22 protein-coding genes are annotated in these 19,140 nt (G+C 65.5%); 9 read left to right on the plus strand and 13 right to left on the minus strand.

The features are described 5' to 3' along the window. Positions 1-126: 126 nt before the first annotated feature. Entirely contained in the window at positions 127-699 is a 573-nt protein-coding gene (locus SJH88_RS06580) for a YceI family protein (protein ID WP_042411173.1), read from the plus strand. Positions 700-811: 112 nt separating this feature from the next. Here SJH88_RS06580 and SJH88_RS06585 read toward each other — a convergent pair whose 3' ends face one another. Then, the gene (locus SJH88_RS06585) at positions 812-1,345 is read right to left on the minus strand and encodes a type 1 glutamine amidotransferase domain-containing protein (RefSeq protein ID WP_274753962.1); all 534 of its coding nucleotides are present in this window, start codon (positions 1,343-1,345) and stop codon (positions 812-814) included. A gap of 200 nt (positions 1,346-1,545) precedes the next feature. After that, a complete protein-coding gene (moaE, locus tag SJH88_RS06590; protein ID WP_154163746.1) occupies positions 1,546-2,019 on the minus strand; it encodes a molybdopterin synthase catalytic subunit MoaE in 474 nt (157 codons plus the stop codon). A gap of 116 nt (positions 2,020-2,135) precedes the next feature. On the opposite strand from moaE, the gene SJH88_RS06595 reads away from it, so the two are divergent. Next, positions 2,136-2,390: a hypothetical protein gene (locus SJH88_RS06595; RefSeq protein WP_042411181.1), complete on the plus strand. Its 255-nt coding sequence runs from the start codon at positions 2,136-2,138 to the stop codon at positions 2,388-2,390. A gap of 9 nt (positions 2,391-2,399) precedes the next feature. Continuing rightward, a complete protein-coding gene (locus tag SJH88_RS06600) occupies positions 2,400-2,726 on the plus strand; it encodes a hypothetical protein (RefSeq protein WP_274753963.1) in 327 nt (108 codons plus the stop codon). A gap of 90 nt (positions 2,727-2,816) precedes the next feature. Here SJH88_RS06600 and SJH88_RS06605 read toward each other — a convergent pair whose 3' ends face one another. Beyond that, positions 2,817-3,704: a LysR family transcriptional regulator gene (locus SJH88_RS06605; RefSeq protein WP_043379191.1), complete on the minus strand. Its 888-nt coding sequence runs from the start codon at positions 3,702-3,704 to the stop codon at positions 2,817-2,819. Between the two features lie 132 nt (positions 3,705-3,836). On the opposite strand from SJH88_RS06605, the gene SJH88_RS06610 reads away from it, so the two are divergent. Both SJH88_RS06610 and SJH88_RS06615 read left to right on the plus strand, forming a co-directional pair. Continuing rightward, positions 3,837-5,051 carry a CaiB/BaiF CoA transferase family protein gene (locus SJH88_RS06610; RefSeq protein ID WP_274753964.1) on the plus strand — a complete coding sequence of 405 codons (1,215 nt, stop codon included), beginning with the start codon at positions 3,837-3,839 and terminating at the stop codon, positions 5,049-5,051. Positions 5,052-5,082: 31 nt separating this feature from the next. Then, a complete protein-coding gene (locus SJH88_RS06615) occupies positions 5,083-6,081 on the plus strand; it encodes a Bug family tripartite tricarboxylate transporter substrate binding protein (protein ID WP_045267290.1) in 999 nt (332 codons plus the stop codon). 138 nt (positions 6,082-6,219) lie between these two features. On the opposite strand, the gene SJH88_RS06620 is transcribed toward SJH88_RS06615, so the two are convergent. From SJH88_RS06620 to SJH88_RS06650, 7 genes are all read right to left on the minus strand, one after another. Further along, positions 6,220-6,555 (minus strand): recombinase family protein, encoded by a 336-nt coding sequence (locus SJH88_RS06620; RefSeq protein ID WP_154163749.1) that lies wholly within the window; start codon positions 6,553-6,555, stop codon positions 6,220-6,222. Between the two features lie 3 nt (positions 6,556-6,558). Continuing rightward, positions 6,559-6,810, minus strand: coding sequence for a molybdopterin converting factor subunit 1 (gene moaD, locus SJH88_RS06625; RefSeq protein WP_042411193.1), 252 nt, complete (start codon positions 6,808-6,810; stop codon positions 6,559-6,561). Positions 6,811-6,830: 20 nt separating this feature from the next. Next, positions 6,831-8,075 carry a molybdopterin molybdotransferase MoeA gene (locus SJH88_RS06630; RefSeq protein ID WP_274753965.1) on the minus strand — a complete coding sequence of 415 codons (1,245 nt, stop codon included), beginning with the start codon at positions 8,073-8,075 and terminating at the stop codon, positions 6,831-6,833. Next, positions 8,072-8,635 (minus strand): molybdopterin-guanine dinucleotide biosynthesis protein B, encoded by a 564-nt coding sequence (gene mobB / locus SJH88_RS06635; RefSeq protein ID WP_043379163.1) that lies wholly within the window; start codon positions 8,633-8,635, stop codon positions 8,072-8,074. Before mobB ends, SJH88_RS06630 begins: the two co-directional genes overlap by 4 nt. A gap of 79 nt (positions 8,636-8,714) precedes the next feature. Beyond that, on the minus strand, positions 8,715-10,139 hold the full coding sequence (thrC, locus tag SJH88_RS06640) for a threonine synthase (protein WP_270151793.1): 1,425 nt from the start codon (positions 10,137-10,139) through the stop codon (positions 8,715-8,717). Positions 10,140-10,301: 162 nt separating this feature from the next. Further along, positions 10,302-11,636 carry a homoserine dehydrogenase gene (locus SJH88_RS06645; protein WP_043379155.1) on the minus strand — a complete coding sequence of 445 codons (1,335 nt, stop codon included), beginning with the start codon at positions 11,634-11,636 and terminating at the stop codon, positions 10,302-10,304. A gap of 73 nt (positions 11,637-11,709) precedes the next feature. Next, complete coding sequence (locus SJH88_RS06650) at positions 11,710-12,993, minus strand: pyridoxal phosphate-dependent aminotransferase (RefSeq protein ID WP_274753966.1); 1,284 nt, start codon at positions 12,991-12,993, stop codon at positions 11,710-11,712. Positions 12,994-13,164: 171 nt separating this feature from the next. Here SJH88_RS06650 and SJH88_RS06655 point away from each other — a divergent pair, with 171 nt between their 5' ends. From SJH88_RS06655 to SJH88_RS06670, 4 genes are all read left to right on the plus strand, one after another. Then, complete coding sequence (locus SJH88_RS06655; protein ID WP_274753967.1) at positions 13,165-13,533, plus strand: Mth938-like domain-containing protein; 369 nt, start codon at positions 13,165-13,167, stop codon at positions 13,531-13,533. Between the two features lie 138 nt (positions 13,534-13,671). Continuing rightward, on the plus strand, positions 13,672-14,160 hold the full coding sequence (locus SJH88_RS06660; protein WP_042411211.1) for a peroxiredoxin: 489 nt from the start codon (positions 13,672-13,674) through the stop codon (positions 14,158-14,160). Positions 14,161-14,329: 169 nt separating this feature from the next. After that, positions 14,330-16,144 carry a PhoH family protein gene (locus tag SJH88_RS06665; protein ID WP_274753968.1) on the plus strand — a complete coding sequence of 605 codons (1,815 nt, stop codon included), beginning with the start codon at positions 14,330-14,332 and terminating at the stop codon, positions 16,142-16,144. Further along, on the plus strand, positions 16,145-16,552 hold the full coding sequence (locus SJH88_RS06670) for a hypothetical protein (protein ID WP_274753969.1): 408 nt from the start codon (positions 16,145-16,147) through the stop codon (positions 16,550-16,552). It abuts the gene before it with no gap. A 165-nt stretch (positions 16,553-16,717) separates the two neighbouring features. Here SJH88_RS06670 and dnaB read toward each other — a convergent pair whose 3' ends face one another. From dnaB to rpsR, 3 genes are all read right to left on the minus strand, one after another. Next, complete coding sequence (gene dnaB / locus SJH88_RS06675; protein ID WP_043379136.1) at positions 16,718-18,145, minus strand: replicative DNA helicase; 1,428 nt, start codon at positions 18,143-18,145, stop codon at positions 16,718-16,720. Positions 18,146-18,381: 236 nt separating this feature from the next. Next, on the minus strand, positions 18,382-18,834 hold the full coding sequence (gene rplI / locus SJH88_RS06680) for a 50S ribosomal protein L9 (protein ID WP_042411223.1): 453 nt from the start codon (positions 18,832-18,834) through the stop codon (positions 18,382-18,384). Positions 18,835-18,846: 12 nt separating this feature from the next. Then, positions 18,847-19,128 (minus strand): 30S ribosomal protein S18, encoded by a 282-nt coding sequence (rpsR, locus tag SJH88_RS06685; protein WP_042411225.1) that lies wholly within the window; start codon positions 19,126-19,128, stop codon positions 18,847-18,849. Between the last annotated feature and the right edge of the window lie 12 nt (positions 19,129-19,140).

Here is a 19,140-nt window from a genome sequence, read left to right on the forward strand (position 1 = left end):
CAGCTGGCGCGCGCTGCACTTGGGTTTCCGATGCTTTACGGCTTGAAACCTAATGAATGCGCGCGCAGGCAGCTCTCTTTTTTATCTGTGTTCTTTGTTCCCGCTTTTCACCAAGGAGATTCCACCATGCGCTCGACCCTGATTGCCCTGGCTGCCACCGGCCTGCTGGCCACCGCCGCCCACGCGGCCCCTGCGGCCTACGCCATCGACCCCACCCACACCTTCGCGACCTTCGAGATCGACCACTTCGGCGCCTCGACCAACCGCGTGCGCTTTGACAAGAAGAGCGGCACCGTGCAGTTCGACAAGGCCGGCAAGAGCGGCAAGGTGGAAGTGGCGCTGGACATGAACTCCGTGAACTCCGGCACCGCCGCCTTCGACAAGCACCTCAAGAGCGCGGAAATCTTCAACGCCGAGAAGTTCCCCGAAGCCAAGTTCGTTTCCGACAAGTTCGTTTTCGACGGCGACAAGCTCAAGGAAGTGACCGGCCAGCTGACCCTGAACGGCCAGACCCACCCCATCACCATCAAGTCCAACAAGTTCACCTGCTACGACAGCCCCATGCTCAAGCGCGAAGTCTGCGGCGGCGACTTCGAGGCCACCATCGACCGCACCCAGTGGGGCGTGAACTACGGCGTGGACTGGGGCTTCCCCAAGAACGTGCGCCTGGTGCTGCAGATGGAAGCCGTCAAGCAGTAAGCGCGACACAGAATGCGGGAAGGTGGCCTTGCGGCCACGCTTCCTCGCACAGCCAAAAACGGGCCCCTGGGCCCGTTTTTTCATGCCCACGCGGTGCAAAGGGGCGCGCGCTTCACAGCGGCGGGTGGTGCTCGGCCAGCAGCTGCAGCATGGCGGCGTTGAACAACGGCAGGTCGTCCAGCGTGCGGCTGGTGACCAGTTGGCGGTCGGCCACCACCACCGGGCTGTCCTCATAGCTGGCACCCGCATGCTGCAGGTCATCCGCAATCTGCGCCACGCCGGTCATGGCGCGGCCGCGCACCACGCCGGCGCTGACCAGCTGCAGCGGGCCGTGGCAGATGGCGAAGATCGGCAGCCTGCGCGCATCGCAGTCGCGCACGAACTGCAGCACCCGCGGGTCGCGGCGCAGCACGCCGGGCGAACGTCCGCCGGGGATCAGCAGGCCCGCATAGTCGGCAGCCCGCGCCTGCTCGATGCCCAGATCGATGCGCAGCGGCAGTTGCTCCGCGCGGCTCTTGACGATGCGCCCTGGCTCCACATCGATGTTGAAGATGGCATAGCCTGCGGCCCGCAGGGCGTCCACGGGCGAGAGGTATTCGCTGTCCTCAAACCCCTCGGTGACCAGCACCGCAATCGACCGACTCATGGCAGCCCTCCTTGGCCCAGGTGGATCCTGCCGGCCATGGTTGCCCGCCACGCGGCCGGCGTCTGTCGGCCAGGGCGGCGCCCCGCTGTCGCCCGGGCCTGACGCCGTCGTGCGTCGTGCGGTGTGCGTTGGGGGCATTGCAGCACCGCCGACCAGCGGGGAGAGGCCCGTCGCACCCGGGCCTGCGCCGGCGCAGGGCGTCAGTGGGCGGGGGTCTCGGCCCAGCGGGCCAGGGCCTGTTCGTCGCTGACGCGTGCATCCACCCAGCGTGCGCCTTCGGGGGTCTGCTCTTTTTTCCAGAACGGGGCCTCGGACTTCAGGTAGTCCATGATGAACTCGCAGGCCTGAAAGCTCATGCCGCGGTGGGCCGAGGTGACGGCCACCAGCACGATCTGGTCCAGGGGCTGCAGCGGGCCGATGCGGTGGATCACGCGCGCGCCAAAGATGCCGAAGCGCGCCACGGCGCGGTCGATGATGGCCTCGATGCACTTTTCCGTCATGCCGGGGTAGTGCTCCAGCTCCATGGCCGAGACACTGGCGCCCTCGTTGCGGTCGCGCACCGTGCCGACGAAGCTGCACACCGCCCCCACGCGCGCATCGCCCGCGCGCAGCGCGGCCAGCTCGGCGGAAACATCAAAATCTTGGTGCTGGATCAAAACACGGGGTGCAGTCATGGCGCAGATTGTGGCGTAGGTCGCGCAGCACATGCCCACATGCCAGCGAAACCCTGCCCAGCCACGGTAGCATTGCGGCCCCGCGGCTTTTCGCCACCCTCTTTTTTGTCTTTCGCATGGCCACCCCAACCATCGACACGCCGGAGTACATGCTGTACCCCTCGCCCCGCAACGAACACCGTGTGGTGTTCGAGCACCAGTGCTTCGTGCCCCACCCCTACGCCATCATCCACCTGCCGGACTACGACTTCGAAGGCCGGGCCACGCTGTTCTCGGCCCAGCGCAAGCAGGACGGCCGCATGGGCCAGCTGGTGACCTGTGAGCTGGAAATCGACATCGTGCGTTTCGAGCGCCTGTTTGACCCCGACTGAGCGCCCCCGATGGACGACACCAGCCAGATCCAGCCCCCGGCCAGCTTTGCCGACCTGTTCCGCAGCCGCGCCGGCGTGCTCAAGACGCCGATCGCCGAGGTCGTGGCGCGCTACGAGCTGTGCGAGGACCTGGCCTGCCACCTGGTGGAGCAGGCCCAGACCCTGTACCACAGCGGCAACTCCAGCGAGGAAGGCGTGCTGCTGGGCTTTCACAGCGCGCTGGCGGCCGAGGGCTCGGTCGTCACGGCCGTGGAGGCCGGCTGGGTGATCCAGCGCCTGGCCGAGCTGCTGGAGTGGAAGGCACCGCGGCTGCCCGATGGCACGGACTCTGCCTGAAAACCGCCTTCAGCCCAGCATCCACGAGCGCTGACTGCTCATAAAAAGCCGCCTCCAGGGGCGGCTTTTGCATACCGGTGCCGCACCGGCTCAGGCGGCCACGGCCGGGGCCTGCGCCTTGTCCAGCAGGAAGGCCATCAGCGTCTGCTGGGCCTTGGTCTGGTAGCGCGACGGCATGTGCAGCAGGTACAGGTTGGAGCGCAGGAAGGCCAGGTCGCGCTGCGGCACGGACAGCCGCAGCAGGTGGCCGGAGGCGATCTCATCGGCCACCATGTAGTCGGGCACCAGGCCGGCGCCCAGGCCCTGCAGGATGGCGTCGCGCAGGAAGAAGAAGTTGGCCGACATCAGCCGCGGGCGGATGTCCGCGCTCTGGCCGGCCAGCTTGAGCTTTTCGCCCGTCAGCTCCGAGGTGATCAGCGGCAGCTGCTTGAGCGCGGCCAGCGTCTGCACCGGACCGTAGTCCGCCACCAGCTGCGGCGCAGCGCAGGCCGCGTATTCCACCGTGCCCAGGTTGTGTGTCACCAGGTGGCTGGGCGCATCGCCCATGACGCGGATGGCGAAGTCCACCGCGCCCTTGACCAGGTCCTCGATGGCGTTGTCGAAGATCACCTCCAGCGTCACCTCCGGGTAGCGGCGCATGAACTCCATCAGCCATGCCGCCATGGTGTGCTGGCCGTAGCCGCTGGGCACGCTCAGGCGCACCGTGCCGCCCAGGCTGCGCCCCAGGTGCTGCAGCGACTCCTCGGCCGCCATCAGCTCATGGCGGATTTTCTTGCCGTGCGCATACAGCTGGCGCCCCAGCGCCGTGGGCTCCAGCTGGCGCGTGCTGCGCTTGAGCAGCTCGGCCCCCAGGCTTTTCTCGAAGTGGTTCAGCCGCTTGCTGACGTTGGCGCGGCTCATGCCCAGCTTCTGCGCCGCACGGCTGAGGTTGCCGCTGTCGATGATGTCCACCAGCAGGGCCAGGGCGTTCAGGTCCATTGTCAACTTTCAGTTTTCATATCTGTTGAATATTAATTGCAATTGTCAAAAATTAATACCAATCCGACAATGCAAGCACTGTGCGATGGCCGCCGCAGTTGCGACAGGCCACCCTGACGGAGACCCATACCCATGCCTGCATCCACCCACGCAGCCCCCCTCCCCCTGGCGGGGGTCCGCGTCCTTGACCTGTCCCGCGTGCTGGCCGGCCCCATGTGCGCCATGGCCCTGGCCGACCTGGGCGCCGACGTCATCAAGGTCGAGCACCCGGCCCGCGGTGACGACACCCGCGACTGGGGCGTGCGCGTCGGCACGCGCAACACTTCCTACTTCAACAGCGCCAACCGCAACAAGCGCTCCATCACCCTGGACCTGCAAAGCCCGCAGGGCGCGCAGATCGCCAAGGACCTGGCGGCGCAGTGCGACGTGGTGATCCAGAACTTCAAGGTCGGCGGCGCCGAAAAGCTGGGCCTGGGCTACGAGCAGCTGCAGGCACTGAACCCGCGGCTGGTGTACTGCTCGATCTCGGGCTATGCCCGCTTCACGCCCGAGGCCCAGCGCCCCGGCTACGACCTGGTGGTGCAGGGCGAATCGGGCGTCATGGCCACCAATGGCGAATACGGTCAGGGCCCGCTGAAGTTCGGCGTGGCCGCCGTGGACATGTTCACGGGTATGTACTCCGCCCAGGCCATCCTGGCGGCCTTGTTCGCCCGCCAGCACAGCGGCCAGGGCCGCCATGTGCAGATGGCCCTGTACGACTGCGGGGTGATGATCACCTCCTACTACGGCATGGAAGCCCTGCTCAAGAACGGGGACCCGCCCAAGTTCGGCAATGCCCACCCGTCCATCGTGCCCTACGGCGTGTTCGAGGCCGCCGACGGCCCGCTGGTCATCACCGTGGGCAACAACGGCCAGTTCCAACGCTTTTGCCAGGACGTGATCCAGCGCCCCGACTGGGCGGCCGACGAGCGCTTTGCCACCAACACTGGCCGCTCGGCCCACCGCGAGCTGCTGCTGCCGCAGATCCGCCAGGCCCTGCAGGGCTTCGCGCGGGCCGAGCTGCTGGAGCGCCTGGTGCGCGCGCAGATTCCCTGCGGCGAGGTGCTGGGCATGCTGGACGCGCTGCAGTCCGAGCGCACCGCCCAGGCCGGCCTGCTGCACCGCTACGACGATGCCGAAGCCGGCACCCAGGCCGTGCTGGCCCCGCCCTATGCCATGGACGGCCAACGCCTGCCCGTGCGCCGCCCGCCCCCCCACTTGGGCGAGCACACCCACAGCGTGCTGCAGGAGCTGCTGCAGCTGGACACCGCGGCCCTGGCCGCATTGCAGGAAAACGGCGTCATCTGACGCCCGTGTTTGTACAACAAGGAGACATCGCATGAACCCCTCATCCATCCGCCGCCGCCAGTTGCTGGCCTGGAGTGCCGCCGCCCCGCTGCTGGGCTGGACCGGCTACAGCCAGGCCCAGGCCGCCTGGCCCAGCAAGATCATCAAGATGGTCGTGGCCTTCCCCGCGGGCGGCCCCACCGACACGGCGGCGCGCATCGTGGCGCAGAAGCTGAGCGAGCGCCTGGGCCAGCAGATCATCATCGAGAACAAGCCCGGCGCCTCCGGCTCCATCGGCACCGCCAGCTTCATCAAGAGCCCGGCCGACGGCTACAACCTGTCCATGTTCGGCATGCCGGCCCTGCTGGCGCCGCTGATGTACAAGAACAATGCCTACGACGTGACCAAGGACTTCGCGGCCGTCGCCACCGTCTACGACCTGCCCATGGCGATCGTGGTCAACCCCGCGGTGATTCCGGGCGTGGACGACCTGGCCGGCCTGATCCGTTTCATCAAGGAGAGCAAGGAGCCGCTCAACTTCACCAGCTCGGGCACCGGCAGCTTCGGCCATCTGGCGATGGAGCAGCTCAAGGAACTGGGCAAGTTCGACCTGATGCACGTGCCCTACCGTGGCAGCGCCCCGGCCGTGGCGGACCTGCTGGGCGGGCAGATCGGCATCATGTTTGCCGACGTGGTGGCGGCCCTGCCCCACATCCATGCCGGCAAGCTCAAGGCCATCGCCCTCAGCTCGCCCAACGCCAAGGCCTTGCTGCCCAAGACCAGGACCGTGTCCGAACAAGGCTTCCCAGGCTTTGACTTCGACTCCTGGGGCGGCCTGATCGCCCCCCTGGGCACGCCCCAGGCCATTCTTGACCGCATCGCCAGCGAAACGCGCGACATCGTGGCCAAGGACAAGGAACTGCAGCAAAAGCTGCTGACGGCCGGCGCAATCGCCTCGTTCCAGGACGGCAAGCAGATGCAGGCGCGCCTGAACAAGGACTATGAGCGCTGGAGCGCCATCGTCAAGGCCAAGGGCATCAGCGCCACCTGAGCCCCACCGCAGGACGCAGCCCCCAAGCCATCCCCGTGCCACATGGGGATGGCTTTATTTTTAGGGCAGGCCCCACGCCGGGGCGCAGGGCCTGGAGCAACCGCAGCCAGGCACCCGCAAGGGCGCGCCGGTCTGCTGTCAGGCCGAAGCGGCCTGGGCCCAGTCGGCGTAGCGGTTCAGGATGCGCTGCACCTGGCCGTGGGTCCACGGCCCGCCCTTGGCGGCGGGAATGCCGCGCGCGTTGAGCAGCTCGGCCATCTTGCGGTGCGTCAGGCCCTGCGCCACGAATTCGGCAAACAGCGCTTCGTGCTGCTTGGCAAAAGCGTCTGCGGCGCTCTTGCGCTTTTCCACCGTGGCGCGCAGGTTGTCCGCACCGGCCTTGCCCAGCTGCACGCCGCGGGCCTTGGCCTCGCTCAGCGCCTGGCGTGTGCGGCGGCTGATGGCGGCATCCACCTGCTTGGGAGCATCGCTCATGGCTCAGCCCCCGGTGACAGGGGGAAAGAACGCGACTTCATCGCCGGCCTTCAGGGGCGCATCGCCCTGGCACAGGTCCTGGTTCAGGGCCATGCGCACGGCCTTGCCCGGGGCCAGGGCGGCCGCAGCCGCGGGGCTGCGGGCCATCAGCGCCTCGCGCAGCGCCCCCACGGTGGTGGCACTGGTCTGCAGCGCTTCGCTGCCGGTGCCCATGGCCTCGCGGATGGAGGCAAAGTAACGCACGGTGATATTCATAGAGTTGCTCTCCGGGATGCTCACATCAACTCGGTGAAGGGGATGAAGCGCACGCTGTCGCCGGGCTGGATGGGCGTCAGCGGCGGGTTGTCGATCAGGCCATCGCCCCACACGGTCGAGGTCAGCACGCCCGAGCCCTGGTTGCCAAACAGCTGCAGCCCCCCTTGTCCATCGTGGCGCGCGCGCAGGAACTCGCGGCGCTTTTCCAGCTTGGGCCAGGCGAACTGCGCGGTGACCGTCGTGGCCCTGGGGGCGACGTCCTGCAGGCCTTGCAGGCGCAGGACAAAGGGCCGCACCAGCAGCAGGAAGGTGATGAAGCTGGAGACCGGGTTGCCGGGCAGGCCCATGAAATGCGCCACGCCCTGGCGGGCATCCTGGCCATTGCGGAACACCTGGCCATACGCAAACGGCTTGCCGGGCTTCATGGAAATCATCCACAGGTTCAACGCGCCCTGCTGCTCCACGGCCGGCTTGACGTGGTCTTCCTCGCCCACGGACACGCCGGCGCTGGACAGCACCAGGTCGCAGTCCTGGGCCACGCGGTGAATGGCCTCGGCGGTCTGTGCGCGGTGATCGGGCAGGATGCCGCCATCCACCACCTCGCAGCCCAGGCGCTGCAGCAGCGCGCGCAGGAAGTAGCGGTTGCTGTTGTAGATGCTGCCGGGGCGCATGTCCTGCGGGGCCACGGTGCCGGGCAGCACCAGCTCGTCCCCCGTGGAGAAGAGCGCCACGCGGGGCTTGCGGCCCACGGGCAGCGTGTCCATGCCGATGCTGGCGGCCAGGCCGATGGCGGCGGGCGTCAAGCGCGTGCCGGCGGCCAGCACGGTGCTGGCCAGGGCAATGTCTTCGCCCGCACGGCGGATGTTCTGGCCCGGCTTGGGCATCGCGTTGAACTGCACGCGGCCGTCTGCCAGCACGGTGGTGTCTTCCTGCATCAGCACCGCGTCGGCACCGGGGGGCACGGGGGCGCCTGTGAAGATGCGGGCCACGCTGCCCGGCTGCAGTTCGGTGCCGACATGGCCGGCGGGGATGCGCTGGCTCACGGGCAGGGCCACGCCGGCGGCGGGGAGGTCGGCCACGCGCACGGCGTAGCCATCCATGGCGGAGTTGTCCTGAGGTGGCACCTGCAGGGCCGAGGTGCAATCGGCACGCAGCACGCGGCCATCGGCGTTGAACAGGTCGACATGCTCCACGCCCAGCGGCAGGGCCTGGGCCAGTACGGCGGCCAGGGCTTCGTCCAGGGTGGTCAGGGCTTGGGGCTTCACGCGTGCTCTCCTTGTGGGCGACGGTATTCAAAACGGCTGGCATTGGCCAGCATCCAGTCCGCGATCTGTGCGGGCTGGTTCATGTCGAGCAACTGCACATGGGCCGGCGGCTGCTGGGGCAGGGCCGCCGCATCGTCGGTGGCCAGCGCCACCACCTGCGGATCCTCGGGAAAGCGCAGGGGCTTGGCAGGCTTGCCACTGGCGGGGTCGGGCTGGCGCCAGATTTCCACCTTGGGCAGGTCGCCGTGCTTGAAACCTTCGATCAGCACCCAGTCGACCTGGGGGCTCAGCTCGGCCAGCATGGCATGCACGTCCAGATCCTGCGCGGTGCTGAACTCGCGCACCAGCGCCAGGCGCCGGTCGCAAACCAGCAGCACCTCCTGGGCGCCGGCCTGGCGGTGGCGCCAGCTGTCCTTGCCCGGCAGGTCGATGTCCACGTCGTGGTGGGCGTGCTTGACGGTGGACACGGTCTGCCCACGCGCGCGCAGTGCGGCGATCAGCTGCTCCAGCAGGGTGGTCTTGCCGGCGCCGGAGTAAGCGGCAAAGCCCAAGGCTTTCATGCGTTGTGCTCTCTTCCAAATAGCAACCGGCGCTTGTGGAACAAGCGCCGGTGCTCAGTTTCATGCCTAAAGCCCAGGCTCAGTCGCAGTGCTGCTGAATATAGGCTTTGACCTTTTCCACATCCGCCGGCATGACCACCACGCGCTTGGGCAGGTCTTCGATGCCATCGAACTTGGCGGGACGCTCGGGCTGGCGGCCCAAGGCTTCCTCGATGGTGGCCGCGAACTTGATGGGCAGCGCGGTTTCCAGCACCAGCATGGGCTCGTGGCGCAGGTGCTCACGGGCCACCTTCACGCCGTCTGCGGTGTGGGTGTCGATCATCTGGCCCAGACGCTGGTAGCAGTCCTTGATGGTAGCCAAACGGTCGGCGTGCGTGCTCTTGCCGCTGACAAAGCCGTACTTCAGGGCCGCATCCTGGAAGCAGGCGTCCTGGCTCAGGTCGAACTTGCCCTGCTTGGCCACGCCTTCGGCAAACAGCGCCTGGGTGCGCGCGCCATCCCGGCCGACCAGGTCGAACACAAAGCGCTCGAAATTGCTGGCCTTGGAGATGTCCATGGACGGGCTGGAGGTCTCGTAGGTGTTGACCGCGCCGCGCACCTGGTAGACGCCGGTGCGGAAGAACTCGTCCAGCACGTCGTTTTCGTTGGTGGCCACCACCAGCTGGGCAATCGGCAGGCCCATCTGGCGCGCGACATGGCCGGCGCAGATGTTGCCGAAGTTGCCCGAAGGCACGGTGAAGCTGACCTTCTCTTCGTTGCGGCTCGTCGCCTGCAGGTAGCCGGCAAAGTAGTACACCACCTGGGCCAGCAGGCGCGCCCAGTTGATGGAGTTGACGGTGCCGATCTTGTACTTGGCCTTGAAGGCGTGGTCGTTGGACACGGCCTTGACGATGTCCTGGCAGTCATCGAACACGCCTTCGATGGCGATGTTGTGGATGTTGGCGTCCTGCAGGCTGAACATCTGCGCCTGCTGGAAGGGGCTCATGCGGCCGTGGGGGCTGGTCATGAACACGCGCACACCCTGCTTGCCGCGCATGGCGTACTCGGCCGCGCTGCCGGTGTCGCCAGAGGTGGCGCCCAGGATGTTCAGCGTTTCGCCACGGCGGGTCAGCTCGTACTCGAACAGGTTGCCCAGCAGCTGCATGGCCATGTCCTTGAAGGCCAGCGTGGGGCCGTTGGACAGGGCTTCAATCCGCAAATTGCCTTCCAGCGTGCGCACGGGCACGATGGCCTCGGTGCCAAAGACTTCCTGGGTGTACGTCTTGGCGCACAGGGCGCGCAGGTCGTCGGCAGGGATGTCGTCGATGTACAGCGACAGGATCTCGAACGCCAGCGCGGCATAGCCCTGGGTGGCCAGCGTGGTGCGCAGCTGGGTCAGCTTGGCATCGTCGATCTGGGGGTACTCGACCGGCAGGTACAGGCCGCCATCGGGCGCCAGGCCTTCGAGCAGGATGTCGCAAAAGCGTTTGCGGTCGGCATGACCGCGGGTGGACAGATAAAGCATGGTGCTTCCTCGTCAATATTCGAATCAAAAGCCCCAACACAGTGTCCACGCCAACTTTCGCTGGGGACACCGCGCAAAGGGCGCTCCGCCGCGCTGGTGTCGTCCCCCTCCAGCGCGCAGCGCCAGCGAGGGGGAAGGCGCACAGCGCCTCAGGGGGAGCGCTTAGTTCAGCTCTTCTTTGCGGATGCGCGTGATCGGCGCCAGCACGGTGGGCAGCCCCTGGATTTCAGCCAGCGCCTTGTCCATATCGCCTTCGCGCGTGTCGTGGGTCAGGATGATCAGGTCGGTCTGGGTCGAGCCTTCGCCGCCCACTTCATCGGCTTCGCGCTGCAGCACGGCGTCGATGCTGATGCCGGCATTGGCCAGCAGCGTGGTGATCTTGGCCAGCACACCGGCCTCATCGGCCACGCGGATGCGCAGGTAATAGCTGGTGACCACCTCGGCCATGGGCAGCACGGGCAGTTCCTTGCCGGCAGCGCCCAGGGTGCTGCTTTGGAAGGCCAGGGGCGGCACGCTGTGGGCAAGGTCCGCGCCGTGCAGGCGGGCGATGTCCACCAGATCGGCAATCACGGCCGACGCGGTGGGCTCGGAGCCCGCGCCCTTGCCGTAGTACAGCGTGGTGCCCACGGCGTCGCCGTTCACCACCACGGCGTTCATCGCGCCTTCGACGTTGGCGATCAGGCGCTTGGAGGGCACCAGCGAGGGGTGCACGCGCAGCTCGATGCCCTTGTCCGTGCGCTTGGTGATGCCCAGCAGCTTGATGCGGTAGCCCAGCTGTTCGGCGTACTTGATGTCGGCGCCCGCCAGCTTGGTGATGCCTTCCACATAGGCCTTGTCGAACTGCACGGGGATGCCAAAGGCAATCGCGCTCATCAGCGTGGCCTTGTGCGCGGCGTCCACGCCTTCGATGTCGAAGGTGGGATCGGCTTCGGCGTAGCCCAGGCGTTGTGCTTCTTTCAGCACCACGTCGAAGTCCAGGCCCTTGTCGCGCATTTCGGACAGGATGAAGTTGGTCGTGCCGTTGATGATGCCGGCCACCCACTGGATCTGGTTGGCGGTCAGGCCTTCGCGCAGCGCCTTGATGATGGGGATGCCACCGGCCACGGCGGCTTCGTAGGCCACGATCACGCCCTTGTCGGCCGCCGCCTTGAAGATTTCGGAGCCGTGCACGGCCAGCAGCGCCTTGTTGGCGGTCACCACGTGCTTGCCCGCGGCAATCGCTTCCAGCACCAGGGCCTTGGCGATGCCGTAGCCACCGATCAGCTCGACCACCACGTCGATGTCAGGGTTGGCGATGATGGCGCGGGCATCGCCCACCACCTGGACGGCATCACCGACGACTTGCTTGGCGCGCGTGGTATCCAAGTCGGCCACCATGGCAATCTCAATGCCACGACCCGCGCGGCGGCGGATCTCTTCCTGGTTGCGCTGCAGCACGTTGAAAGTGCCGCTGCCCACGGTGCCAATGCCCAACAGGCCTACTTGGATCGGTTTCATAGTCTCATTACGCTTTCACGTCAAAAAGGGCTGCAGCGCTTACGGGGTCTGCGCTTACAGCTATCAAAAATGCTTAGACCGCAGCGTCGGCCTTGGGTTTGGATTTGGCGGCCGGCTTGTTCAGCAGCTTGTCCGTGCCATGGCGCTGGCGGTACTTGGCCAGGAAGGTGGCCAGGCGGTTGATGGCCTCGCGCAGATCGGGCTCGTGCGGCAGGAAGACGATGCGGAAGTGGTCGGGATTGGGCCAATTGAAGCCCGTGCCCTGCACCAGCATGACCTTGGTTTCCTGCAGCACTTCGAGGAAGAATTCCTGGTCGTCCTTGATGGGGTAGATCTCGGGGTCCAGGCGCGGGAACATGTACAGCGCGGCCTTGGGCTTGACGCAAGACACGCCGGGGATGGCGTTGATCAGCTCCCAGGCCACATCGCGCTGCACGCGCAGGCGGCCGCCTTCTTTGACCAGCTCGTCAATGCTCTGGTGACCGCCCAGGGCCGTCTGCACGGCCCACTGGCCGGGCACATTGGCGCACAGGCGCATGTTGGAGAGCATGTTCAGGCCCTCGATGTAATCCTTGGCGGGCTTCTTGTCGCCGGAGATCACCATCCAGCCGGCGCGGTAGCCGCAGCTGCGGTAGGCCTTGGACAGGGAGTTGAAGGTGATGGTCAGCACGTCGGCGGACAGGCTGCCCAGGGGCGTGTGCTTGACGTCGTCGTACAGCACCTTGTCGTAGACCTCGTCGGCAAACACCACCAGCCCATGCTCGCGCGCCAGCTGCAGGATCTCCAGCAGCAATTCCTTGGAGTACAGCGCACCCGTGGGGTTGTTGGGGTTGATGACCACGATGGCCTTGGTGCGGGGTGTGATCTTGGCGCGGATGTCCTGCAGATTCGGCATCCAGCCGTTGTCCTCGTCGCACATGTAGTGCACGGGTGTGCCACCGGACAGGCTGGTCACTGCCGTCCACAGCGGGTAGTCGGGCGCCGGCAGCAGCATCTCGTCGCCGTTGTCCAGCAAGGCATTGGTGGCCAGGGCGATCAGCTCGGAGGCGCCATTGCCCAGGTAGATGTCGTCCAGCGTCACACCCTTGATGCCCTGGCGCTGGGTTTCGTGCATCACGGCCTTGCGCGCCGCGAAGATGCCCTTGCTGTCGGAATAGCCGGCCGAGTTGGGCAGGTTGCGGATCATGTCCTGCTGCACTTCCTCGGGGGCATCGAAGCCGAACACCGCCAGATTGCCGATGTTCAGCTTGATGATCTTGTGACCGTCCTCTTCCATCTGCTTGGCCGCATCCATGATCGGCCCTCGGATGTCATAGCAGACGTTGGACAGCTTTGCGGATTTTTGGACAGTCTTCATGGAAATATGCCACCTATTGCTTCAACAGCGCCAAGGCGCGCCCGCGCCCCGGTGAAACCTATAATTTGACCACACTTCGGCCGGCCGCCCTCCCCGCAAAATGCGGTGGCCATGCTCCCGGTATACCAGGCAGCGCCCTGGCCCACGCCGCCACCACAAGGAACACCCTCCATGAAACTCCACGCTGACCACTCCGACGTGCAAATGGTCACGGGGTACGGCCCCGGCTGGCTGACCGTCAACAAGCAGGAACACCGCGGCAACCTGCTGCTGGGCGCCAGCGGCTTCCTGCGCCCCTGGGACTGCACGGACTTCGCCTCGCTCATGCCCCAGCACTTCGCCGCACTGGCCGAACTCAACGCCGAACTCATCATCTTCGGCTCCGGCAGCAAGCTGCGTTTCGTGCACCCCTCCTGGCTGCAACCACTGATGCACAAACGCATCGGACTGGAGACCATGGACACCCACGCCGCCTGCCGCACCTACAACGTGCTGGCCGCAGAAGGCCGCAATGTGATAGCCGCACTGCTCTTGGAGTAATATCCGCACGGGGCTCGTCAAAATTCGCGTTTCGGGGTAAAATCGCAGGTTGCGGTCGGGGGCGTACCTACCCATAAAAGCAATACACACCCTACACCCCTCGGCATTCCAACGACTACTCCCGAGAGATCAAAGCGCATGGCGATCGTTGTCAACAAACCCCTTCCCGAATTTGAAGCCAACGCGACAGGTGGCGTGAAGGTATCCAACACCTCGCACACCGGCCAGATTGTGATTCTGTACTTCTACCCGAAGGACAACACCCCTGGCTGCACCACCGAGGCCATGCAGTTCCGTGACAAGTTCAAGGACTTTGAAAAGGCCGGTGCCGTGGTGTTCGGCGTGTCGCGCGACAACATGAAGTCGCACGACGACTTCAAGGAAAAGCTGGAACTGCCCTTCGAGCTGATCGCCGACACCGAAGAAAAGATGTGCCACATGTTCGGCGTGGTCAAGAACAAGATCATGTACGGCAAGAAGGTCAAGGGCATCGAGCGCTCCACCTTCCTGGTGAATGCCGACGGCATCCTGGTGCAGGAATGGCGCGGCCTGAAGGTCCCCGGCCACGTGGACGAAGTCCTGAAGGCTGTCAAGGCACTGAAGACTGCCGCCAAGCAAGCCGCCTGAAATACCACACCACGGTGCTGACATCGGAGTCGGCGCCAAGGCATGCATAATGGGTTTCATGCCTTTGCGCGTTTTGACCCTGCATTGCAAACCAACTTCCCCCAAAGCCGCCTGGGCCTGTGTCCGGCGGCTTTGTGTTTTTACAGCCCTCACAAGGACTGACTCGCTTATGCCATTGCCTCCCGCCCCGACCAAACGCGCCGCCCGTGTAGCCAAGGAAGCCTTTGACGTCACCGCACGCACCAGCAAACGCGCGACAGCCGCCACCCCGGACACCGAGGACACGCAGCCGACGCCACTGACCAGCTCGCCTGCGCCAGTTTTGACACCGCCGCCCGCACGCAGCAGCAAGAAAGCAGCCAGCACCGCCACGGCCAGTGCAGCAACCACGGCAGCCGCGCAAAGCCTAGCGCAGCAACGTGCCGCCGTGCAGCAAAAGGCGGCGACCGCCGCCCCTGCGCCAAAGGCAACCCCTGCACCCGCACCGGCCACGCCCGCGGCCAGCAACCGCAAGCGCAGCACCACCCCCGCGACGGCGGCACCCGCAGCAGTCGCCAGCAACCCGGCACGCCCGACCAAGAAGCGCACGGGCCAATCCTGCCTGTTTGTGCTGGACACCAATGTGCTGCTGCACGACCCCACCAGCATCTTCCGCTTCGAAGAGCACGACATCTTCCTGCCCATGGTGGTGCTGGAAGAGCTGGACGCCCACAAGAAGGGCATGACCGAAGTGGCCCGCAACGGCCGCCAGGTCAGCCGCATGCTGGATGCCCTGGTGGACGCGCAGCAGAGCGCCGACCTGGCCATCGGCCTGCGCCTGGACGCCAGCGGCAACAAGGGGTCCACCGGCCACCTGTTCTTCCAGACGGTGCCACTGGACTACCGCCTGCCCGCCAGCCTGCCCCAGGGCAAGGCCGACAACCAGATCCTGGGCGTAGTCCAGGCCCTGCGCGCGGCCAAGCAGGGCCAGCAGGAAGTCATCCTGGTGTCCAAGGACATCAACATGCGCGTCAAGGCGCGCGCCCTGGGCCTGCCGGCCGAGGACTACCGCAACGACAAGGCGCTGGACGATGGCGACCTGCTGTACACCGGCAGCCTGGCCCTGCCCGCCGACTTCTGGCGCAAGGCCAAGAACGTCGAAAGCTGGCAGCAGGGCGGACGCAGCTTCTACAGCCTGAGCGGCCCCGTCACGGCCCCGATGCTGATCAACCAGTACGTGTACTTTGAAGCGCCGGGCGAGCCCAGCCTGCATGCCCGCGTGACGGAGATCCGCGACAAGACCGTGGTGCTGGAAACCCTGCGCGACTACAGCAGCAGCAAGCACAACGTCTGGGGTGTGAACGCGCGCAACCGCGAGCAGAACTTCGCCCTGAACCTGCTGATGGACCCCGAGGTGGACTTCGTCACCCTGACCGGCACGGCCGGCACCGGCAAGACGCTGATGGCCCTGGCCGCCGGCCTGTGCCAGGTGCTGGACGAGCGCCGCTACACCGAGATCATCATGACCCGCGCCACCGTCAGCGTGGGCGAGGACATCGGCTTCCTGCCCGGCACCGAGGAAGAGAAGATGGGCCCCTGGATGGGTGCACTGGACGACAACCTGGAATTCCTGGCCAAGGGCGACGGCGGCAACCCCAACGAATGGGGCCGTGCCGCGACCAACGAGCTGATCCGCAGCCGCATCAAGATCAAGAGCATGAACTTCATGCGTGGCCGCACCTTCCTGAACAAGTACGTCATCATCGACGAGGCCCAGAACCTGACGCCCAAGCAGATGAAGACCCTGATCACGCGCGCCGGCCCCGGCACCAAGATCATCTGCATGGGCAACCTGGGCCAGATCGACACCCCGTACCTGACGGAAGGCAGCTCCGGCCTGACCTTTGCCGTGGACCGCTTCAAGGGCTGGCCGCACAGCGGCCACATCCAGCTGGCGCGCGGCGAGCGCTCGCGCCTGGCGGACTTTGCCAGCGAGGTGCTGTAAATGGCGATCAGCTGGGTGGCTGCCTTGAAGATGGTGCCCTGGACCGATGTGATCCAGGCGGCACCGCACGTGCTCAAGGCCGCCAAGGGGCTGATCAAGAAAAGCCCCGAACAAGAGGCCGCCGACGCCATGGCGTCTGCCGCCCCCACCGCCCACCACGCGGCCAGCCTGCCCAGCAGTGCGGGTGAGTTGGCGCTGCAGCAGGTGGCCCAGCTGGAAGCCCGCGTGCAGCAGCTGGAGGCCGCCCAGCGCGCCTCGGCCCAGGTGCTGGAGCAGATGGCCGAGCAGCAGGCGCAGATCGTGCAGACCGTGGGCCTGCTGCGCACCGGTGCCACCCGCCTGGCCTGGGCCTGCGGCGTGCTGGGCGTGTGCGTGCTGGGGCTGCTGATCGCCCTGCTGCGTCAATAAAAGAAGCAGCCTGCGCTGGATGAAACAGAGTTTCAATGCTTTAAGAACAGAAACTCTATGAATAACCAGCGCTGACAGCTCCTCTTTTTGAGGCACCCTCCAACAAAAAGGGCCTTGCCATGGTGGCAAGGCCCTTTTTTTCATGCTTTCGCGCCGGGCACGCCCTCAATAGGCGTCGCTGTCGTAGCCCATGGCCAGGTTCTCGAAGCGTGTCTGGTTCTTCTGGAAGAACAGCTTCACCGTACCCGTGGGGCCGTTACGCTGCTTGCCGATGATGACCTCGGCGATGTTCGGCTCCTTGGAATCCTTGTTGTAGTAGTCGTCGCGGTAGATGAACATGATGATGTCCGCGTCCTGCTCGATGGCGCCCGATTCGCGCAGGTCGGACATCATGGGGCGCTTGTCGGTGCGCTGCTCCACCGAGCGGTTCAGCTGCGACAGCGCAATCACCGGGCATTGCAGCTCCTTGGCCAGCATCTTCAGGCCCCGGGAGATTTCCCCCAGCTCGGTTGCACGGTTGTCACCTCCACCGCCGCTGGAGCCACTCATCAGCTGCAGGTAGTCGACCACGATCAGGCCCAGCTTGCCACACTGACGCGCCAGGCGCCGCGCATTGGCGCGCAGCTCGGACGGCGTCAGCCCCGGCGTCTCGTCGATGTGCAGCGAGATCTGGCTGAGCTTTTCCACCGCCTCGGTCAGGCGCGCCCACTCATCGTGCTCCAGCTTGCCGGTGCGCAGATTGCCCTGGTTGACCTTGCCGATGGAACCCACGATACGCACCGCCAGCTGGGCGGCGCCCATTTCCATCGAGAAGATGGCGACTGGCAGGCCTTCGTTGAGCGCCACGTGTTCGGCAATGTTCACCGCGAACGAGGTCTTGCCCATGGACGGGCGCGCCGCCAGCACGATCATGTCGCCGGCCTGCAGGCCACTGGTCATGCGGTCCAGATCGGCAAAGCCGGTGGGAATGCCGGTCACATCCACCGGGTTGTCCGCCATCTCCTGCACCCGGTCCAGCAGGTCACCCACCAGGGTGTCCATGCTCTGGAAGCCCTGCTTCATGCGCGAGCCTTCCTCACCGATGGCGAAGATCTTCTGCTCGGCCTCATCCAGGATGCGCTCCACCGGTTTGCCCTGGGGGTTGAGCGCATTCGTGGCGATCTCGTCGCTCACCGTCAGCAGTTTGCGCAGGATGCCCTTCTCGCGCACGATCTCCGCATAGCGGCGGATGTTGGTCGCGCTGGGCACGTACTGGGCCAGCTGGTTGAGGTAGAGGATGCCCCCCACCTCTTCGGCCTTGCCCATGCTTTGCAGGTGCTCGAAGACCGTGATCACGTCGGCCGGCTTGCTGTCGTTGATCAGCTTGCCGATGGCGGCATAGATCTGCTGGTGCTCGTGGCGGTAGAAATCGCGCTCGGTCAGCAGATCACCCACCCGGTCCCAGGCGTTGTTGTCCAGCAGCAGACCGCCCAGCACGCTGGACTCGGACTCCATGGAGTACTGCGGCAGGCGCAGCTTGGCCACCTGCTGGTCCTCGGCGGCAGCCGGCGCGCCAAAAACATCATCATCCAACGGAGGCATCACAGAAGACATGGTCGACCCACAAAAAGACAAGCCCATGATCGTAGCGCCGCCGTCGGCTGCCGTCATCCACCGATGCAGGCAGCCCAGCGTCGGCATGGACTTCACGGCCAGGGATAGTCCCTGAACCGCTGAAATAAAGAGAGCAGCAAGCGCAGGCGCACCAAGCACCAACGCCTGTTTTCATTCCGAAAAACACAAAAGCCGCCCGAGGGCGGCTTTTGGTGTGTCGGAAAGTTGCCGAAAGCTTAGGCAGCTTCGCCAGCCACTTCCACGGTCACTTCGACCAGCACGTCGGTGTGCAGGGCCACTTCCACGGTCGAAACCGACACGGTCTTGATGGGACCGTTGGGCATGCGCACTTGTGCCTTGTGCACGCCAAAGTTTTGTGCCTTCAGGGCGTCAGCGATGTCGTGGTTGGTCACGGAACCAAACAGACGGCCGTCCACGCCAGCCTTTTGCGACAGCTTCAGGGTGAAGCCGTTCAGCTTCTCGCCTTCGGCTTGGGCAGCAGCCAGCTTCTCGGCAGCAGCCTTTTCCAGTTCGGCGCGCTTGGCTTCGAACTCGGCCTTGGCAGCAGCCGTGGCGCGACGGGCTTGGCCCGAAGGGATCAGGAAGTTGCGAGCGTAGCCGTCCTTGACCTTGACGATATCGCCCAGGTTACCCAGGTTCACAACCTTTTCGAGCAGGATGATTTGCATGGTTGTGACTCCTTAGATCTTGTGCTGGTCGGTGTAGGGCAGCAGAGCCAGGAAGCGAGCGCGCTTGATGGCAGTGTTCAGCTGACGCTGGTAGATGGCGCGCGTGCCAGTCAGGCGAGCGGGGATGATCTTGCCGTTTTCGGCGATGAAGTCACGCAGGGTGTCGACATCCTTGTAGTCGATCTCTTCCACACCAGCCACGGTGAAGCGGCAGAAGCGCTTGCGCTTGAACAGCAGCGACTGGGTGTTGCGCTTGGGGCGCTTGTCTTTGTTGAATTTCTTGAACGTGGCCATTGCTGGACCTCT

Source organism: Comamonas sp. GCA5 (assembly GCF_036541385.1).
Taxonomy (GTDB): domain Bacteria; phylum Pseudomonadota; class Gammaproteobacteria; order Burkholderiales; family Burkholderiaceae_C; genus Comamonas; species Comamonas aquatica.

Coding starts and splice junctions, on each gene's coding strand:
- SJH88_RS06605 (WP_043379191.1), bottom strand. CDS start 3,704: ATGGACCTGAACGCCCTGGCCCTGCTGGTGGACATCATCGACAGCGGC.
- SJH88_RS06615 (WP_045267290.1), top strand. CDS start 5,083: ATGAACCCCTCATCCATCCGCCGCCGCCAGTTGCTGGCCTGGAGTGCC.
- SJH88_RS06585 (WP_274753962.1), bottom strand. CDS start 1,345: ATGAGTCGGTCGATTGCGGTGCTGGTCACCGAGGGGTTTGAGGACAGC.
- thrC (WP_270151793.1), bottom strand. CDS start 10,139: ATGCTTTATCTGTCCACCCGCGGTCATGCCGACCGCAAACGCTTTTGC.
- SJH88_RS06595 (WP_042411181.1), top strand. CDS start 2,136: ATGGCCACCCCAACCATCGACACGCCGGAGTACATGCTGTACCCCTCG.
- SJH88_RS06660 (WP_042411211.1), top strand. CDS start 13,672: ATGGCGATCGTTGTCAACAAACCCCTTCCCGAATTTGAAGCCAACGCG.
- rplI (WP_042411223.1), bottom strand. CDS start 18,834: ATGCAAATCATCCTGCTCGAAAAGGTTGTGAACCTGGGTAACCTGGGC.
- mobB (WP_043379163.1), bottom strand. CDS start 8,635: ATGAAAGCCTTGGGCTTTGCCGCTTACTCCGGCGCCGGCAAGACCACC.
- SJH88_RS06670 (WP_274753969.1), top strand. CDS start 16,145: ATGGCGATCAGCTGGGTGGCTGCCTTGAAGATGGTGCCCTGGACCGAT.
- SJH88_RS06600 (WP_274753963.1), top strand. CDS start 2,400: ATGGACGACACCAGCCAGATCCAGCCCCCGGCCAGCTTTGCCGACCTG.
- SJH88_RS06645 (WP_043379155.1), bottom strand. CDS start 11,636: ATGAAACCGATCCAAGTAGGCCTGTTGGGCATTGGCACCGTGGGCAGC.
- moaE (WP_154163746.1), bottom strand. CDS start 2,019: ATGACTGCACCCCGTGTTTTGATCCAGCACCAAGATTTTGATGTTTCC.
- moaD (WP_042411193.1), bottom strand. CDS start 6,810: ATGAATATCACCGTGCGTTACTTTGCCTCCATCCGCGAGGCCATGGGC.
- SJH88_RS06665 (WP_274753968.1), top strand. CDS start 14,330: ATGCCATTGCCTCCCGCCCCGACCAAACGCGCCGCCCGTGTAGCCAAG.
- SJH88_RS06610 (WP_274753964.1), top strand. CDS start 3,837: ATGCCTGCATCCACCCACGCAGCCCCCCTCCCCCTGGCGGGGGTCCGC.
- SJH88_RS06650 (WP_274753966.1), bottom strand. CDS start 12,993: ATGAAGACTGTCCAAAAATCCGCAAAGCTGTCCAACGTCTGCTATGAC.
- SJH88_RS06580 (WP_042411173.1), top strand. CDS start 127: ATGCGCTCGACCCTGATTGCCCTGGCTGCCACCGGCCTGCTGGCCACC.
- rpsR (WP_042411225.1), bottom strand. CDS start 19,128: ATGGCCACGTTCAAGAAATTCAACAAAGACAAGCGCCCCAAGCGCAAC.
- dnaB (WP_043379136.1), bottom strand. CDS start 18,145: ATGTCTTCTGTGATGCCTCCGTTGGATGATGATGTTTTTGGCGCGCCG.
- SJH88_RS06620 (WP_154163749.1), bottom strand. CDS start 6,555: ATGAGCGATGCTCCCAAGCAGGTGGATGCCGCCATCAGCCGCCGCACA.
- SJH88_RS06655 (WP_274753967.1), top strand. CDS start 13,165: ATGAAACTCCACGCTGACCACTCCGACGTGCAAATGGTCACGGGGTAC.